Source organism: Flagellimonas algicola (assembly GCF_005937185.1).
GTDB lineage: Bacteria > Bacteroidota > Bacteroidia > Flavobacteriales > Flavobacteriaceae > Flagellimonas > Flagellimonas algicola.
Genome location: NZ_VCNI01000002.1, coordinates 1,658,048 through 1,674,559, shown reverse-complemented (window position 1 = coordinate 1,674,559; position 16,512 = coordinate 1,658,048). Strand labels below are relative to the sequence as shown.

Annotated in this window: 18 protein-coding genes; 11 read left to right on the top strand and 7 right to left on the bottom strand. The window is 41.3% G+C overall.

What is annotated here, in order from left to right; genetic code table 11:
• Positions 1-30 precede the first annotated feature (30 nt).
• Both FGG15_RS16325 and FGG15_RS16320 read right to left on the bottom strand, forming a co-directional pair.
• Positions 31-333 (bottom strand): hypothetical protein, encoded by a 303-nt coding sequence (locus tag FGG15_RS16325; protein ID WP_138838158.1) that lies wholly within the window; start codon positions 331-333, stop codon positions 31-33.
• A gap of 354 nt (positions 334-687) precedes the next feature.
• Positions 688-1,419 carry a hypothetical protein gene (locus FGG15_RS16320; RefSeq protein WP_138838156.1) on the bottom strand — a complete coding sequence of 244 codons (732 nt, stop codon included), beginning with the start codon at positions 1,417-1,419 and terminating at the stop codon, positions 688-690.
• 267 nt (positions 1,420-1,686) lie between these two features.
• Between FGG15_RS16320 and FGG15_RS16315 the strand changes: the two genes are divergently transcribed.
• The 5 genes from FGG15_RS16315 to FGG15_RS16295 all read left to right on the top strand — a co-directional run bounded on the left by FGG15_RS16315 (position 1,687) and on the right by FGG15_RS16295 (position 7,672).
• A complete protein-coding gene (locus tag FGG15_RS16315) occupies positions 1,687-4,185 on the top strand; it encodes a zinc-dependent metalloprotease (protein ID WP_138838154.1) in 2,499 nt (832 codons plus the stop codon).
• Positions 4,186-4,358: 173 nt separating this feature from the next.
• Complete coding sequence (locus tag FGG15_RS16310) at positions 4,359-4,547, top strand: hypothetical protein (RefSeq protein WP_138838152.1); 189 nt, start codon at positions 4,359-4,361, stop codon at positions 4,545-4,547.
• A 105-nt stretch (positions 4,548-4,652) separates the two neighbouring features.
• Entirely contained in the window at positions 4,653-5,099 is a 447-nt protein-coding gene (locus tag FGG15_RS16305; protein WP_138838150.1) for a hypothetical protein, read from the top strand.
• Between the two features lie 169 nt (positions 5,100-5,268).
• Entirely contained in the window at positions 5,269-6,087 is an 819-nt protein-coding gene (locus FGG15_RS16300; protein ID WP_138838149.1) for an SH3 domain-containing protein, read from the top strand.
• 247 nt (positions 6,088-6,334) lie between these two features.
• Positions 6,335-7,672, top strand: a complete 1,338-nt coding sequence (locus tag FGG15_RS16295) for a vanadium-dependent haloperoxidase (RefSeq protein WP_237561845.1) — start codon at positions 6,335-6,337, stop codon at positions 7,670-7,672.
• A 29-nt stretch (positions 7,673-7,701) separates the two neighbouring features.
• Here FGG15_RS16295 and FGG15_RS16290 read toward each other — a convergent pair whose 3' ends face one another.
• On the bottom strand, positions 7,702-8,538 hold the full coding sequence (locus FGG15_RS16290) for an NmrA family NAD(P)-binding protein (protein ID WP_138838147.1): 837 nt from the start codon (positions 8,536-8,538) through the stop codon (positions 7,702-7,704).
• A gap of 30 nt (positions 8,539-8,568) precedes the next feature.
• Positions 8,569-8,970, bottom strand: a complete 402-nt coding sequence (locus FGG15_RS16285; RefSeq protein WP_138838145.1) for a DUF5367 family protein — start codon at positions 8,968-8,970, stop codon at positions 8,569-8,571.
• Positions 8,971-9,072: 102 nt separating this feature from the next.
• Between FGG15_RS16285 and FGG15_RS16280 the strand changes: the two genes are divergently transcribed.
• Positions 9,073-10,131: an adenylate/guanylate cyclase domain-containing protein gene (locus FGG15_RS16280; protein WP_138838143.1), complete on the top strand. Its 1,059-nt coding sequence runs from the start codon at positions 9,073-9,075 to the stop codon at positions 10,129-10,131.
• On the opposite strand, the gene FGG15_RS16275 is transcribed toward FGG15_RS16280, so the two are convergent.
• Positions 10,132-10,989 (bottom strand): helix-turn-helix transcriptional regulator, encoded by an 858-nt coding sequence (locus FGG15_RS16275; protein ID WP_138838141.1) that lies wholly within the window; start codon positions 10,987-10,989, stop codon positions 10,132-10,134.
• Positions 10,990-11,057: 68 nt separating this feature from the next.
• Between FGG15_RS16275 and FGG15_RS16270 the strand changes: the two genes are divergently transcribed.
• From FGG15_RS16270 to FGG15_RS16250, 5 genes are all read left to right on the top strand, one after another.
• Positions 11,058-11,465 carry a VOC family protein gene (locus FGG15_RS16270; RefSeq protein ID WP_138838140.1) on the top strand — a complete coding sequence of 136 codons (408 nt, stop codon included), beginning with the start codon at positions 11,058-11,060 and terminating at the stop codon, positions 11,463-11,465.
• A gap of 114 nt (positions 11,466-11,579) precedes the next feature.
• Positions 11,580-12,164 (top strand): TetR/AcrR family transcriptional regulator, encoded by a 585-nt coding sequence (locus FGG15_RS16265; protein WP_138838138.1) that lies wholly within the window; start codon positions 11,580-11,582, stop codon positions 12,162-12,164.
• A gap of 49 nt (positions 12,165-12,213) precedes the next feature.
• Positions 12,214-13,101 (top strand): SDR family oxidoreductase, encoded by an 888-nt coding sequence (locus FGG15_RS16260; protein WP_138838136.1) that lies wholly within the window; start codon positions 12,214-12,216, stop codon positions 13,099-13,101.
• Positions 13,102-13,247: 146 nt separating this feature from the next.
• A complete protein-coding gene (locus FGG15_RS16255; RefSeq protein WP_138838134.1) occupies positions 13,248-14,102 on the top strand; it encodes a helix-turn-helix transcriptional regulator in 855 nt (284 codons plus the stop codon).
• 82 nt (positions 14,103-14,184) lie between these two features.
• Positions 14,185-14,940: a hypothetical protein gene (locus FGG15_RS16250; RefSeq protein WP_138838133.1), complete on the top strand. Its 756-nt coding sequence runs from the start codon at positions 14,185-14,187 to the stop codon at positions 14,938-14,940.
• A gap of 52 nt (positions 14,941-14,992) precedes the next feature.
• On the opposite strand, the gene FGG15_RS16245 is transcribed toward FGG15_RS16250, so the two are convergent.
• Positions 14,993-15,517: an FMN-binding protein gene (locus tag FGG15_RS16245; protein ID WP_138838131.1), complete on the bottom strand. Its 525-nt coding sequence runs from the start codon at positions 15,515-15,517 to the stop codon at positions 14,993-14,995.
• Positions 15,501-16,424, bottom strand: a complete 924-nt coding sequence (locus FGG15_RS16240; RefSeq protein WP_138838129.1) for a DUF6607 family protein — start codon at positions 16,422-16,424, stop codon at positions 15,501-15,503. The genes FGG15_RS16245 and FGG15_RS16240 overlap by 17 nt, the downstream gene beginning before the upstream one ends.
• Positions 16,425-16,512: the final 88 nt, after the last annotated feature.

Sequence of the window (16,512 nt, the reverse complement as noted above, 5' to 3'; positions counted from 1 at the left end):
CTAACTCAAAAAAATAGTATGAAACTAACTTTATTGTATATACGGATCAAATCCTTCCGGCAGATATTCGGAAGTATCAAATCCTAATTCTATCTCATCACATGCATCCATAAAATTGATTGCCTCAAGTGAAAATTCACCACTATAAGGGTCAAAATTTTCAGGAAGATATTGGGTGGTATCAAATCCTAGTCCAAGATCTTTTTCTTCTTCAATAAATACCAAGGTACTTACGTCAAAATGCTCCACGGGAGCAACGCTCTTTTTATTGTTCGCGGCGGCAAAAATAGTGCCTATAGCGAAAAGTGTTACTAATATATTTCTGATTTTCATAACCGTCGTTTTTTAATTATAGGACAAAGATATAACCACATATTGTGAAGATTATTACAATTAGTTTTTTGTTAACGAAAGGGTTAAACGAGGGTAATAATGGAGTTGTCAAAAACTCAATTTACCAGTTGCGAACCCTGTAATATCGGGCAATAAATTTTGTCAGATTGATAGTGTTAAATGCTTTTTTTTGCCATTTACACTTGGTCGATTTTTGTGTTATTTTTTTGTTAAGCAGGGGAAATATCCTAATTCAAGAAGCAAAAACCTTAAGGCAATCAAAAAGCCCTCGGAACCGAGGGCTTTTCTTAACTAACTAACTCAAAAATTTGTAAAATGAAAATTACATCCTACCTAATCAACCCTAGAATAGGGGTCAAAGTTTTCTGGGAGATACGCTGCGGTATCAAAACCCAATGCTATGTTTTCCTCTTCCACATAGTTGATGGAAGTCACTTCCAAAACATCTGTATAAGGATCAAATCCTTCAGGAAGGGTATGTTCAAAACCATTACCCAATTCCAACTCAATTTCAGTTTCTATATATGGGATGGCATTTAAATCGATATACGCTTCATAAGGTGTAAAACCTTCTGGAAGATAATCCTGCGTATTAAAACCAAGATCTAAATCCTCTTCCTCCATATAATTGATGGAATGTACATCTACGATTTCCGAATAGGGGTCAAATCCCTCTGGTAAGTGCGTACTGGAGTCAAAATCCAATTGCAATTCGGTTTCTTCTTCGATGTATATAATGGAATTCAAATCAAAATAGGTTTCATAGGGATTAAAATCCGATGGAAGATAATCCGAGGTGTCAAAGCCAAGATCAACTTCCACATCTTCTTCCAAGAACTCTATTTCGTTCAAATTAAGTTCAAAGGCCCCTTCACTCCAAATATCATAATATCTTGAGGTCGCCTCATTTAAATCGCTACCTATTTGAAGTAGCGTTACATTGTTCTCAAACGTACTGAGCTGTTCGGTTTGTGTTTCTACAACAGCATGGGTACTTTGCTGGTCGTTTGCTACGGCGGAACTACTTAAGAGGACGCAGCCGTAAATGATTAATAACTTGTTCATTTTTGATTGAATTTTTTGATTGATGATATATGCTTATAAGACTACTACAATTCTAAATTGTTACAGCTTTTTGGAAATTTTAAGGAAAAACTGATATCCCTTCAGCCCAGCTATAAGTAGGGTTTCAAGCCAAACCATCAGTAAAATTCAGGATTCCCGAAGGTTGGTGCATTGTTCCAAAAAATTCAGAGTTAGTAATTATTTAACAGTCTATTTTCCTCTTTTTTAGGTTCTTTGGGGCCGTTGATTACACCAAACCGATTTCAAATGAATCAAAAATTACTTCCCAAAGTACTATTACTCCTCTTAGTAATGGGCTCGTTCCAAACTGCAGAAGCCCAATTGTTCAAAAAGAAAAAGAAGAACACCGAACAAAAAAGTAACGATAAACCCAAAAATGGGGATATTAAGCCTTATGATAAGGTAATCACCAAAGAAGCTAAAACCGATGACGGTTTGTTTAAGGTACACAAGGTAGACGACAAGCATTTCTACGAAATCCCTGATTCCTTATTTAATAGGGAAATGCTGATGGTGAGCCGAATCTCCAAAACTGCCACCGGCCTTGGTTTTGGCGGTGGAAAAATTAATACCCAGGTATTGCGATGGGAGAAAAAACCTAAAAAAGTACTATTGCGGGTGGTTTCCTATGGGAATGTGGCAGCAGATTCACTACCCATTCATGAAGCGGTGGTCAATTCCAATTTTGAACCGGTGCTTTTTGCATTCAACATCAAGGCCTTTAATGAAAAAGATTCCTTAAACCCAGCAACAGTCATTGAGGTGGATCCTTTGTTTACCAAAGATGTCAATTCTCTTGGCTTGCCGGAAGGCCGTCGCAAACAGTTTAAAGTAAGCCGATTGGATGGGGAACGAAGTTATATTGAGACCCTCAAAAGTTATCCGCTAAATGTGGAAGCTCGGCATGTAAAGACCTATTTTGCCAAGGAAGCTCCCAGTAATCAGAGTCTGGGTTCCATTTCCATAGAAATCAACAATTCCATGATTCTGTTGCCCAAGGAACCTATGAAACGTAGATACTTTGATGAGCGCGTAGGTTGGTTTGCCCGCGGACAAGTAGACTACGGGCTGGATGCCCAGGAAAGCAAAACGGTTCGCTATTTGGATCGTTGGCGTTTGGAGGTGAAACCCGAGGACATAGAAAAATACAAGGCTGGAGAATTGGTAGAACCTAAGAAGCCCATTATATATTATGTGGATCGCGCTACCCCTAAAAAATGGCTTCCTTATATAAAACAAGGTATTGAGGACTGGCAAGTGGCCTTTGAAGCGGCTGGGTTTAAAAATGCCATTTTGGCGAAAGAACCTCCAACTCCAGAAGAAGACCCCGAATGGTCACCGGAGGATGTTCGGTATTCTGTGGTCCGCTATTTGGCCTCCCCTATTCCCAATGCAAACGGCCCACACGTTAGTGATCCGCGAAGTGGGGAGATTTTGGAATCGGATATCAATTGGTACCATAACGTAATGACCCTTCTGCGCAACTGGTTCTTTGTGCAGACCGCAACCATAAATCCAGATGCACAAGGTGTTGCCTTTAAGGATGATATCATGGGTAGGTTGATTCGTTTTGTGTCTGCACACGAAGTTGGGCATACGCTTGGTTTGCCCCACAACATGGGAAGTAGTGTTGCCTATCCTGTAGATTCTCTGCGTTCCGCTTCCTTTACTAAAAAATATGGCACTGCTCCATCCATTATGGATTATGCACGATTCAATTATGTGGCACAACCTGGTGATGGCGATGTTGCATTAATGCCCAATATTGGGGTTTATGACAAATACGCCATTAAATGGGGATACAAACCCATTTTGGACAAATCGGCAACGGATGAGAAACCCATTCTGAACAGCTGGATACGTGCCCATGAAAACGACCCTATGTATCGCTTCGGGCATCAACAAGTAGGTGACATCCACGACCCCAGTTCCCAAACTGAGGATTTAGGTGACGATGCTATTAAAGCCAGTCTATATGGCATTGAAAACTTAAAACGAATCGTACCCAATCTGGCCCAATGGACTACAGAGGATGGGGAAAATTATGATGACCTGGAAACTCTGTACGGTCAAGTAGTGGCCCAATACAGAAGATATATGGGTCATGTTTCCAATAATATTGGTGGGGTTTATGAGCACCATAAAACGGCGGATCAAGAAGGGGCGGTGTACACCCATGTGTCCAAGGAACATCAGAAAAATTGCATGGCCTTTATCCAAGAGCAATTGTTTAAAACTCCCGATTGGCTAATAGATCAGGACATTTTCAATAAGATTCAATATTCTGGATCCGTGGAGAATATCCGTTCCACCCAAGTTCGATATTTGAACACCATCCTGCATTTAGGAAAAATGGCACGTCTTATTGAAAATGAGACCATAAATGGTTCCAATGCCTACGGTGTGTTGGAAATGATGCAAGATCTACGAAGTGGAATTTGGTCAGAAACCCGAAGCGGAAGGGCCATTGATACCTACAGAAGAAATCTTCAAAAAGCCCATATAGATCGATTGGAGTATCTAATGACCGCTGGAAATCAGGGCAAGCTTCCGGATTTTGGGGGTTATCGTAAATCTACCATAATCAATACCAGCCAGTCCGATATTCGTTCTGTGGCTAGGGCAGAGCTTGGTAATCTAAAAAGGGATATCAGAAATGGGCTCGGTAGAATTTCCGATCGTATGAGCAGGTATCATCTTCAAGATGCCTTGGAGCGCATTGACGCGATTCTAGACCCAAAATAGAAGGGTCTTTGTAGGAATATAATACAAGCTTTGATGGATTTTCGGTAAACCATGCATTTTATCGATTATACCATACATTTTATCTGATTCACATCTAAAAATGCTATTTTCACAACATATCGTGGAAACACGCTAATGGTTTCCCTATTTTAGTAATCCCAAATCCTAAAATCATGACCTACAAAATCAAAAGTCTTCTTTATTTCTGCGCTTTTCTGATTTCATCCACCATCTATTATGGTGTAGAACAGTACGAAGAATTTCAGCAACAAATCCTAAATGAAGAAGTGGCTGAAACGCAGTTCGCAGATTCCTTGGAGAACAATGATTCCTCAGAAGAGTCTTTAAAAACTTCCAAGTAGGTCAACTACCAATCCAATTCTTAAAAGCTTCATAAATGATACTTGGTTATTAAACCATTGGGCGCAAGTTATGTCCAATAACCAAATCATTAAAAATTTAAGCATATGAAACGATTAGTAGTATTTGTAGTGTTGTTGACCTCTGTTGGAGCGATAGCACAGCGACATCAGGATTCTAGGATGGGGAAAAAAATCAAAGCGGACATGACGGCCGAGCAGCTGGCTACGCTCCATACCAAAAAGCTTATTCTTGCACTTGACCTAACAAGCCGTCAAGAACAACAGGTCATGGCCATTAACTTGGAACAGGCTGAGTTTAGAAAGGCCAAGCACGAGGAGTTCCAAGAAAAAAAGGAAAGTGGCACCTTTAAAAAACCCACGGCGGACGAACGTTATGCCTTGGAAAATGCGCGATTGGATCGTCAAATCGCCCATCACCAAAAAATGAAGGAAGTATTGTCCGAAGAACAATACAAAACCTGGAAAAAGTTAGCGCTAGGAAAAAGAATGAACGGCAAAAAGAAAATGCAGGAGAAGGGAAGAAGAGGATAGTGTTTTTTGTTGATTTTAGAAGCCCCGCCTTGCCATGGACGGGGCTTCTTTTTTTTTATCCCATTAGTTTCCACGGGCTGTAGGGACATTTGATAAACCATTTTAACATTTTGCTCCGTATATAAGATAACACCCATTTGGGCTGTCTTCATCTTAAATTTGACACGATATGAAAGCAAAATTTCTAATCACGGCCCTAACCACCCTATTTACTCTCCTTTTTACACATGCACAAAATAGAATTCATTGTCCTCAGGAAGAATGTTCCTTTCAATCAGGACAAAAGGTATATGTTTTTGGTAATGATGTGAAACTTAGAACCTCCCCTAGTGCGGAATCCAAGGTTTTGGAGCTCCTCAAAATTGGGGAATGGGTAGAAATTGTGGAAAAGACCAATTTCTCCTGGCCCTATAAAGGTTTTGACTCTCCTTTTTACAAAGTAAAATATGATGATGGCGTCACCGGTTATGTCCTAGGAGGACTGCTATCCTTGGAACGAAAAACGCTGAACGGTGAAAACTACTATTTCGCCTACTCAAAAGAGGGAGATAGAATTTATCTGAACATACGAAATGTAATGAACGGGAAATATGATGAAAAGAAAATTTCCCTATCGAACTCGCATTTTGAGATAAAAACGTTTGACGACAAGGGTATCACCGGCCTGGACGGCATGCTATATGTCGACTACTTTTCGGAAGCCTGCGGCGAAGATGGGGGTGGTATTTATCTTTTTGTTCAAAATGGTGAGCTTAAAGATGTAGCTGCCCTTTCGCAAGTTTCGGATGCTGGGGTGTACTTCCACGCAGAACAATTTATCTTTCCTGATGACGCCGGCGGGCTTCCGGACAAAATCCTGTTCAAAAAAGAACAAGGTGAAATTTTCGACGAGTCTACCCATTGGACCAAGACCACAGTAGAAATCCGGGAATTGAGTTGGATGGATGGTCAATTGGTTCCTGATTATCGAGAATCGGCTCCGAACTAGATATTTCTCGCAGGGACTTGGAATCTTCACCACTGCCGTTTTTCATTTTGCTAATATTTAGCAGAGGACACATTAAAAATGTCCAAAAATGAAATTATAGTGTTGGCTATTAGAATTTTAACGTAATTTAGTTTCTAGAAGTCTTCCCCCTTATTTATTAATACCAACGCATCATACGTCCTCGTTTTCCATTCAGTTTACCCATGGAAATTTGACGAGATACGATTGCGATTAAATCCGCGAAGACATGAAAAAACCAATCTCATCTTTATCTAAGTTTTCAGTTATTGCCGTTTGTGCAATTTTATGGCATGGTTGCGCAGAAAAAAAGATTAGCATTGCCGAGTACGGACCAGAAGTACTCAATAACTGGAATCAAAAAGTGATGGAAGTTGCCGTGGAAGAGGATGGATTGCTTACCCTGAAAGGGCTTCGGACAATTTCCATGATGCATATTGCCATTCATGATGCCCTAAATTCAATTTCACCAGTCTATGGTACCTATGCATTTTCTGAATCGAAAGGGCAAGGAGACCCTTTGGCAACTGCTGCTTACGCTGCATATCTTGTGGCAACTGCGCAATATCCTGATAAAAAAGATCAATTTGATGCAGAACTTCATCTTTGGCTCCCAGATCCCGAAAATCCATATTCCAACGCCAAAGTGCTTGCTGAAAAATCGGTAAATGCTATTCTACAAAAACGCCATCAAGATGCTTGGGATGGTGCAGCTGAATATACTTGGCATCCTATGGCGCCCGGTGTCTATGCAGAGTTCAACGAGCATAGTGGAACTCCTGAAGGTTTTATTTTTGGTTCAGGCTGGGCAAAAGCGGAGCCATTTATGCTACCCGCGCCTGATCATTTTCGATCTCCACCTCCGCCCGATATCCAAAGTGAGGCTTATACCAAGGCTTTTAATGAGGTAAAGGAAGTTGGCGGCACCCAAAATGAAATACGAACAACAGATCAGGAGCATTTGGCCATGTGGTGGAAGGATTTTGTGGAAAATTCCCATAATCGACTGGTCAGGCAATTGGTGCTAAAAGAAGAATTAAATCTATGGGAAGCAGCACGCCTTTACGCCCTTATGAATATGGCTGTATATGATGCCTACATAAATGTATTTGACAACAAATTCCACTACAACCATTGGCGGCCGTATACGGCAATCCGATGGGCCGATAACGATGAAAACCCAGATACGGAAGCTGATCCCGATTGGAACAACCTCCACAAACACACCTATGCCTTCCCTTCATACCCCTCTGCGCATGGCACCGCAAGTTCTGCGGCCATGGAAACTTTGGCACACACTTTAGGGAAGGGATATGATTATAGCTTTGTAATGGTAACAGAGGAAGTGGACAGCGCCGGTCCATTCTCCGAAAAAGTAAAAATGGATCCCCCAACCCGTTCCTTCGATAGCTTTTCAGATGCGGGCTTGGAAGCTTCCTTGTCCAGAATTTATCTGGGAATCCATTTCCGTTACGACTCCGAGGAAGGGCACCGGTTAGGACAGAAAATAGGTGACTATGCCGTGCAGAATTTTTTATTGCCTCTAACAGAAAAAGGCGGACAGTAAAGTCCACCTTTTTTTTCATTTAATCGGCGTTATACCTTAACTGGTTCGTTCCAGATACCAGTGGCCATAGTTCTTTCGAGATATTCGGAAAAATCTGTGGGCTTTCTTCCCAACACTTTTTCAATATCCCTTTTGATAACCTGATTATCAGGATTGGTGAGTACTTCGGCGAACAAATAATTGATCAACCAAACGTAATCCGCAGGGACTCCCTGATCTTCCATAGCTTTTACATAATCAGCCAGGGAAATAGGCATAAATCCAATCTTCCTACCCGTAATCTTGGAGATGTCTTGAATGACTTCCCTAAAGGTCAACAACCTCGGACCCGTCAATTCGTAGATTTCTCCATTGTGTTCCTCCTTCAATAAAGCTTCAACCACCACATCGGCAATGTCATCGGCGTCCACATAAGGAACTTCAACATCGGCGTGGGGTAAAGCCACAAATCCTTGCTGAATGGGTTCCAAGAAAAAGCTTTCGCTAAAATTTTGGTTGAACCAGCTGGCGCGAACAATAGTTTGTGCCACACCTGAATCAATGACCACTTGCTCACAACGTTCTGCCTCCCTCTCACCTTTCCCGGATAATAATACTACCTTTTGGATATTTTGTCGCTTTGCTTCCTCCATCAATCCCTGAATGGCCTCAAATGCCCCGGGTACGGCCAAATCGGGTTGAAAAGTAATATACATACTATCCATTCCATCCATGGCCTTCGCCCAAGTTTCTGGTTTGTCCCAATCAAATGCGGGAGTTTCACTTCGGGATCCAATACGCACATTATGTCCCATTTTTGATAGTCGTTCTGCCACTCGGCGGCCAGTTTTTCCCTTACCGCCCAATACTAAAATGTTGCTTTTCATGATTTTCTAATTTTGATGTTATACTTTTTGTTATTGTGTTATGCTATGTGTTGGTTTAAACACTTTGAAATACCAAAAGAGGGCAGATACCGTAATGAATTCCAAACCGATTAGCCAGAAATCCATTGATCCAAAGAAGCTTGCATAGGACCCTCCAGACGGAAGAATCAATAAGGGTACTGTGATCAAAGCGTCCAAGCTTGCGCTAACCAAAAGCATCGCCAATCCCAATTTTAAACCGTGGGTTGAGCTGCCCTTGCGATAGTACAACCAAGCACCTGCCCATACCAAAATTGGGACTACCAAGGCCAACCCAATATTGGCTTGTACATATCTGTTTTCCGTTATAGGTAGCTCGTAAATCAATGTGAAAGCAGATACCCCTAGAATCCAGATTGCGATAGATATGCCTAATGTTTTTATTGTTTTCATTTCTTTGTTTTTTTTGATTACAGGACAAAACTACCTTGGGTTTTCTGGCTTGATTTGTTCAAAACGGATGAAGATTTGTTCGAAAAGGATAACTTTGAAAATATGGTTGGAACGTGGATCAACAAGCGCCGATGGCGCACCCTTAGATTCTATATGATTGGTTGGACCTTGAGTTTTGTCTTTCTAAGTATCGTTCGCGGTGTGGGTACGGAAGAAGTAGGAAGTCTTAAGTTTGAATTTCAGGATAGCCTGCTTATTGCCTTTTCGTTGGGACCCATTATGGGATTCGTTTCTGGCTTGGCTCAAATTATTTCCGAAGAACGCATCTATAAGAATATTTCACTTAGAAAGTTTCTGCTTATACAGCTACTCTATACACTTCTATTTATGGTTCTCCTAGTGGTAGTCGCCTTCGGTATCTACAGTCTGTATTTTGGCACATCCATTGATCTGCTCACTTTTGCATTTGATACAGGAAGTGTGGCCATTTATTTTTACGTGACCTGTGTGAATATTTTTTTGTCCATTCTTCGGCAGGTAAACCTTATGCTTGGGGAAGGGAATCTGTTCAAATTGATTATGGGAAGGTTCTACACACCTCATGAGGAAGAACGCATCTTTATGTTTTTGGACCTACAGGCATCAACCACCCTAGCAGAACGATTGGGTCATGTAACCTATAGCAAATTGGTCCAGGATTGTTTCAACGATCTAGGAATTGCTGCGGCCAATAATGGGGAAATATATCAGTATGTGGGTGATGAAGCCGTGTTGACCTGGCCTTTGGATGAGGGCATTCATAATCAGAATCTACTCAAGACCTTTTACAGATTCAAACAGCAATTGGAAAGCAAGCGGGAGTATTACGAGAACACCTACGACTGCCTTCCCTTTTTTAAAGCTGGCGTACACGCCGGTATCGTTACGGTAACCGAAGTGGGAAAATACAAAAAGGAAATAGCCTATCACGGCGATACTATCAATACCGCAGCCAGAATTCAAGGGCAGTGCAACAATTTGGGCAGTGAACTTTTAGTATCTGAGACCTTAAAAAATCGACTGGATGGTTCCCATTACATTTTTGAACATATTGGCAGTGTGCCGCTTAAAGGGAAAAAAGGTGCCGTATCCATTTGTTCGGTACGAGTAGATGTGTACTAGCTATCCTCGTATCTGACTAGGACGAAACCCATATTTCTTGGCAAAGGCGTTGGAAAATGAACTTAAACTGTCATATCCCACATGCCATGCGGCCTCTTGAACCGAGGCTTCCTGATTTCGTAACAGGTCATGCGCCTTGGACAATCTTTCGTTTTGGAGATACTTAAAAACCGGCACCCCAAAATAGGCCTTGAAGTTCTTTTTTAGTTTAAAGCTGTTCAACCCTATTTGTTTGGAAAGTTCTGATAAGGAAGGAGGCGCGTCCAAATTTTGAGCCAGGATTTCCCTGGCCTGTACCAACTTTTCTTTTTCGGATGTTTTGATTCCGTTGTCATCCCGCTGTGCCAATTGTCCAAAAAAATGGGAGAGCAAGGTGGTAACCTGACTACGGAAAAACATCATTTTGGTCTTTCCTTGGTAGGGCGAATGAAATATCTGGTGGACAATGGACTGCATCTCTGGGGTCATATAAAATTTGGGGCCCTGCACATAGTGGTCGGAAGGATGCACCAAATGGTTCAACATCTGGGCAAACAACTCCCCTTCCCCATGGGGCAATTTTTCCAAATTTCGAGGTGAGGTAGCAATCAGAATGCATTCCAAGGGTTTATTTGCGGAGACTGTATGGACAAATTCCACTTTGTCATCGGCATAAAAGGATAAAGCAAGTCCTTTACTATGCCGATACGCCTTTTCTTTCCCTTCAAATTGAACGCTTAGTTCCACATTTCCTGCACCATAGAAGGCAACCGCGATTACCGGCTCGTCAAAAGTGCAAGAATCAATGGTAATTTCCTCGGAATCTGCCTCTTCCACTAAAACTATAAAGTCGTTGATGTCCAATAGCTCCCTGATCATTCGTCATATAAATAGGTACTTAAATTTACGTAATTTGAAAACAACACATTAACCTAAACCATACACAAATGGACATTTTTAATACGTACATCCCAGAAGGGTTCCAAACGGTTAGCAGCTACTTATTTGTTTCTGACCCCATTCAGGAAATTAGCTTTCTAAAAAATGCCTTCCATGCCGAGGAATTAAATCGGACCAGCATGCCCAATGGCGATGTGGCCAATTGTATTCTTAAGATTGGCAATAGTTGCTTTATGATCAGTCAGGCCCGTGGGGAATTTGAAGGAATGCGAACCTCCTTTTATTTATTTGTAAACGATGTGGACCGGATGTACCAACACGCTTTGGATAATGGAGCCGAATCCGTCCTTGAACCAGCCGATATGTCTTATGAAGACCGGCAGGCAGGGGTTAAAGACCCAGCTGGCAATTATTGGTGGATTTCCAAAAGACTGGTACAAAAACCTTACAACTAGTCGGTTACCATTATTTTGATATCACTTTGACCTAAAATTGATTGACCTTTTTCAACAAAATAGCGGTAATATAAAAAAATGTGCTACTTTTGTAGACGACTGGTCTAATACCATATGGAAACAGCAAAGGAAACTACTTTACAGCGCATTTTAAAAATTGGGGGCGATCTGATTATCCAAAAGGGATTTAACAATGTGGGCATCAATGAGGTCTTAAGCGCTGTGGACATTCCCAAGGGTTCCTTTTATTATTATTTCAAAAGCAAGGAGGATTTCGGACTACAAATCATTAAGAATTATGGGGATGAGTCCTTAAAGTTGCTCAACTCCTACTTTAAAGATAAGACCAAGAATCCCAAAGAGCGCTTCATGACTTTTTTCCAGGATATTAGACTAGTGTATATCCAGAAAGACTTTACAGAGGGCTGTTTGCTAGGGAATTGCAGCTTGGAACTAAGCGATTTGAAATCGAGCTACGCTCACGGGGTCGCCCATGAGCTTGACCGATGGGAAGCACTATTTGAAGCTTGCATCAAGGAAGGACAAGAGGACGGTAGCATTGGTAATACTACAGATGCAAAAAAATTGGCAGCCTACATGCTCAACAATTGGGAAGGGGCCATCCTACGGATGAAGTCCACCAAAAGTGCAAAACCCCTTTCCCTCTTTATAGAATTTACAGAAGAATTATTATCCTAAATTTTTTAATCTATTTGTAGACGACTAGTCTACTATTAATTTAAACATCATGAAAAAAAACATTTTAATTACAGGAAGTAGCAGCGGATTTGGATACCTAACCGCTCTATCGGCCGCAAAGGCAGGCCATAAAGTTTGGGCCACCATGCGCAATGCCGATGGTAAGAACTTGAAAAAGAAAAAAGAACTGGAACAAATTGCATCCGAAGAGGCTTTACAACTTAATGTGCTTGAACTGGATGTTACGGATTCCAACTCCATAGATCGCGCCGTGGAAACCATTGTTGCAGAAGACGGTAAAATTGATGTGCTGGTCAACAATGCTGGAGTCATGTTTGTAGGTATCACGGAAGCGTACAGCTTGGAACAAATCCAGAAGCAATTCGATGTGAACTTCTTTGGTATTGCACGAACGGTAAAGGCGGTGACCCCACACATGAGAAAAGTTGGGGATGGCTTGATCATCAATACCACTAGCCTAGCTGGAAGACTTGCATTCCCTTATTTTGGTGTGTATTGCGCCAGCAAACATGCTGTTGAGGCATATTCACAATCCTTGCGATACGAATTGGCCCCTTTTGGCGTGGAAGTGTGCATCGTGGAACCAGGACCGTTTGGCACCAATCTCTTGTTTACCGGACCCAAAGAAGCTGACCAAATAACTTTTGAGGCCTATGGCGACTTTAAGGAAGTTCCCCATGCCATGCTCAAAAATTTTGAAGGTCTTTTCAATAGCGAAGATGCCATTGACCCACAATTGGTAGCCGATGACACCTTAAAACTTGTTGAAATGGACAAAGGCAACAGGCCTACCCGAACAGTTTCGGGAATTGATTATGGCACAGTGGAATTTAATGCAAGAACCCAACCTATTCAAGATGCCCTGATCAAAGAAGAATTGCAAATGGAACACTTGCTCACCGTTTCCCAAAACTGAGCTAAAGGAAACCAAAAGGTAAAACCCTATACTTCGAGGTTTTGGTTGTGGAAAGCACATTTGAGCGCAATAGACTGAATGCAGCTTGCTTGCTAACGGCGGGGCTATGCCCCGCCAAATCCCTATTTGGCACTAAATGATTCACCGTGATTAAAGAATATAAGCGCATAGATCTTTTTGGGAAAATGTTGTTTGAAAAAGCACTCATTTTACCCCCTTTTAGAGCGCCCAACCCCATGCATAACGAGGCCTGTTTTCTTCATGTCCGGGAGGGGAGGTATAAGTCATTTTCAGAAAATGAATTCCTCCAAATGCATACCAGGCAATCGGTCTTGATGAAATGTGGTAATTATGTAGGACAAATGGTTTCTGATAATAGAACAGGTCAATACCAAGCAGTCGCAGTACACTTTCATCCGGAAGTGTTACGGAAAATATATGGTAACGACCTACCCAAATTTTTAGTCAACCAAAAGAAAAACACACCTCGCTATAATATGGCACTGATTGAAGCCTCAATTCCAGTAGATAAATATGTGGAGGACGTGTTGTTCTATTTTGACAACCCCCATTTGGTCAACGAGGAACTCCTATGCCTAAAGACCAAAGAAATCATCCTGCTTTTAATGCAAACACAGAATGCAACGCACATTCTTCAAATACTGGAAAACCTTTTTACAGAGCGAACGGTGGATTTCAAAACTACAATAGCAGCCCATATTTTCTCGGAAATAAGCATAAACGAACTGGCCCAACTGACCAATCTAAGCTTGTCCTCATTCAAAAGAAGGTTCAAGGAAATCTACCAGCTACCTCCCCAACAGTACATCCTTGGTCAACGTCTGGCAAAAGCCAAAGATTTATTGCAGGTCTCTGATAATTCCATCCAGGACATTGCCTTTGCAACTGGCTTTAAAACCATCCATCACTTTTCCTTTAAATTCAAGCAACGTTTTGGTACCTCCCCTTCCAACTATAGATTGAACTTCCTAGGTAAATAGTTGGCCCTTAGCCTAAAAATCTTCTCCTGTTTCATTTGCAACTTTGTGTCGTTGAATGAGTTAAATCTAAATCAATGACATCATGAAAAAAACAATCACCCTTAGTTTAATGCTAATGGCCACATTGGTTCTTAGCGGATTCATTATTTCAAAAACAGCAAACAAAAACATGGAAACAATTGCAGACAAGGATGAACAAATCATCAATACCGGCTTCTTTTATCTCAAGGAAGGGAAGGAAAAAGATTTTGAAAAACTGCGAAGCAGAGGTAATGTGCTTCTAGAAAAATATGGAGCTAAAATAGAGCGCGTCATTAAGCCGAAAATGTTGGCCATGGGCGACCTAGATCTACCCGATGAAATCCATTTTGCAGTATACCCCAATTTAGCGGCCAAAGAAGCCTTCGACAAGGATCCGGAATTTATAAAGTTAAAACAGGACTATATTGCCACATCTGTGGAAAAAATGTTTGGATTCGCTACAAAAAGAGACCCCGACTTTGACTTTTTCAGGGAAATTGGGGATGCCACCAAAACCTATGGTATTGCCTTGATCTATTACAAGGAAGGTAAAAAGTTTCAAGAACAGTTCACGGAATATCACAATGCGGCTTGCGAGATCATCCCAGAATTTGGAACCCATTTTGAGCGCTTTCTAATCCCATTTGCCTCGGCTAACGATTTAGTGGAACAACCCAATGAGATTCATAGGTTTTATTTTGACAGCCCTGAGGGGATGCAGAATATGGTACAGGACTCAAGGATGCAGGCCTTGTTTCCAAAGCGGGATGACAGTTTAAAAAATCTAGTCTTCATTATTGGTGAAGCCTTGCAATAGACAAAATGACCAAAGAAAAAACGGGGCGTTAAACCCCGTTTTTTCTTATTGGTTAGAGATTTCTATCTGTCTGAAGCAATTTCATTTTGGCCAACGCCTCATTCACAGCTTTGGTCATGGATTTTGCGGAAATGGTCGCCCCGGAAATGGCATCAATATCAGTCCCATACTCCAGGGTACTATCGGTTGTTTTGCCAATAAAATGTTTTAACCACCGCTGACTCCCAATTTGCCTACCGTGGTTTTCCCGATAAATCAGCACCTTGGCTTTTTTAACACTAAGATCTGGATTAAAAAGCACCACATAGTCAAAAACATCCTTCATACTGGGGGCCTTTCCCAAATAGGCGTAACCCAAAATCTCGTTTTGAAGCAGTATTTTAAACAAACTGTCTTCGCCTAATTCTACATTCATAGGTTGAAGTTCAAAATCTTCAACTTCAAAAGTGGTTTGAACGGCACTTTCCAACTTTTGCTGTAAACGGGGCGAAATCTTATCAGAGGTAAAAGCCAAAAAGAAAAAGGCCATGCATAGCACGACCCATTTCTGAAAATTGTACTTATTTACTTTCTTCATTGGTTTGGCCTGAATCCGCAACAAACTTGTTGATCAATTGGGAAATTTCTCCAGCACCTGCTTCTGCTTTTTCTAAAGGATAAAAGTGCATAAACATAGGTTTTTCGTCCACTTTTTTAAGCAGGGTTAAATCCCCTTGACGGTCATAGACCTGATCCCAAGAATCGCGAACATTGGCCCAAAACTCCTTATGTTCGTTCCACCAATCCACAGCTAATCGGCATTTGGAATCCTCCACTTTTTTATAAATGTTCATCCCTTTTTCTTGTGCCAACAGTACATCAGCCTTCCCATCCTTGCGGATTATCTTATCGTTGTCCTGCTCGTGAACCCAACCATAGGAAGTGATTTCCAGACGGTTACCTCGTTTCATAACGTTGTAGTCGCTTCGTTTGGAGTATTCGCGTCTTGGCAAAGGTGAATCCGTCTTGTTTTCCCAGTAGTGTTTGCCGTCTACATGCACCCAGGTGGCAGAACCGGAATAACGCGGGCTATCGTCCACCTGATATACTTTTTGGCTCCATTGGCCCTTAACCTGTTCCTTCGGAAGCGTTCCAAACTTCCAATTGTTGTCCTTGTCATAATAGAACACATTTTGGTTTTCGTATTCCCAATCCTGACGCCAATGTTTGATGACCATGGAATCATTGATCACCAATAAATGTTGGATCGAAATTTTGTTTTTTTCATCAACAATGGGCAAAGCCAGTTCCAAGGCGCCAGCTGTATAGTCCATTTTCTTCTCGTAATCGATTTCAGGGGCAAAGGTCTCCGTGTACTTAAAAGTGATGTCGTAGCAACCGCACATGTCCAAAATAGCTTGGCGGTCCAAATCCTTTTTTTTCTGCGCTTGCATAATTGTAGTTGCACTTACCAATAGTGCCAATAAAATGGTTGATTTCTTCATAGTGGATTCTTATAGATGAATTAAAAATTGAATGACAAAAATATTAATTTTATTTAGACTGAATTAAAATTACTTATATATTTGTCGA

Bases quoted from the DNA above. Each gene is read 5' to 3' on its own strand.
- FGG15_RS16305 (WP_138838150.1), top strand. From the start codon at position 4,653: ATGAAACGATTAGTAGTATTTGTAGTGTTGTTGACCTCTGTTGGAGCG.
- FGG15_RS16250 (WP_138838133.1), top strand. From the start codon at position 14,185: ATGAAAAAAACAATCACCCTTAGTTTAATGCTAATGGCCACATTGGTT.
- FGG15_RS16315 (WP_138838154.1), top strand. From the start codon at position 1,687: ATGAATCAAAAATTACTTCCCAAAGTACTATTACTCCTCTTAGTAATG.
- FGG15_RS16310 (WP_138838152.1), top strand. From the start codon at position 4,359: ATGACCTACAAAATCAAAAGTCTTCTTTATTTCTGCGCTTTTCTGATT.
- FGG15_RS16275 (WP_138838141.1), bottom strand. From the start codon at position 10,989: ATGATCAGGGAGCTATTGGACATCAACGACTTTATAGTTTTAGTGGAA.
- FGG15_RS16285 (WP_138838145.1), bottom strand. From the start codon at position 8,970: ATGAAAACAATAAAAACATTAGGCATATCTATCGCAATCTGGATTCTA.
- FGG15_RS16295 (WP_237561845.1), top strand. From the start codon at position 6,335: ATGAAAAAACCAATCTCATCTTTATCTAAGTTTTCAGTTATTGCCGTT.
- FGG15_RS16240 (WP_138838129.1), bottom strand. From the start codon at position 16,424: ATGAAGAAATCAACCATTTTATTGGCACTATTGGTAAGTGCAACTACA.
- FGG15_RS16245 (WP_138838131.1), bottom strand. From the start codon at position 15,517: ATGAAGAAAGTAAATAAGTACAATTTTCAGAAATGGGTCGTGCTATGC.
- FGG15_RS16270 (WP_138838140.1), top strand. From the start codon at position 11,058: ATGGACATTTTTAATACGTACATCCCAGAAGGGTTCCAAACGGTTAGC.
- FGG15_RS16325 (WP_138838158.1), bottom strand. From the start codon at position 333: ATGAAAATCAGAAATATATTAGTAACACTTTTCGCTATAGGCACTATT.
- FGG15_RS16290 (WP_138838147.1), bottom strand. From the start codon at position 8,538: ATGAAAAGCAACATTTTAGTATTGGGCGGTAAGGGAAAAACTGGCCGC.
- FGG15_RS16280 (WP_138838143.1), top strand. From the start codon at position 9,073: ATGGTTGGAACGTGGATCAACAAGCGCCGATGGCGCACCCTTAGATTC.
- FGG15_RS16300 (WP_138838149.1), top strand. From the start codon at position 5,269: ATGAAAGCAAAATTTCTAATCACGGCCCTAACCACCCTATTTACTCTC.
- FGG15_RS16260 (WP_138838136.1), top strand. From the start codon at position 12,214: ATGAAAAAAAACATTTTAATTACAGGAAGTAGCAGCGGATTTGGATAC.
- FGG15_RS16320 (WP_138838156.1), bottom strand. From the start codon at position 1,419: ATGAACAAGTTATTAATCATTTACGGCTGCGTCCTCTTAAGTAGTTCC.
- FGG15_RS16265 (WP_138838138.1), top strand. From the start codon at position 11,580: ATGGAAACAGCAAAGGAAACTACTTTACAGCGCATTTTAAAAATTGGG.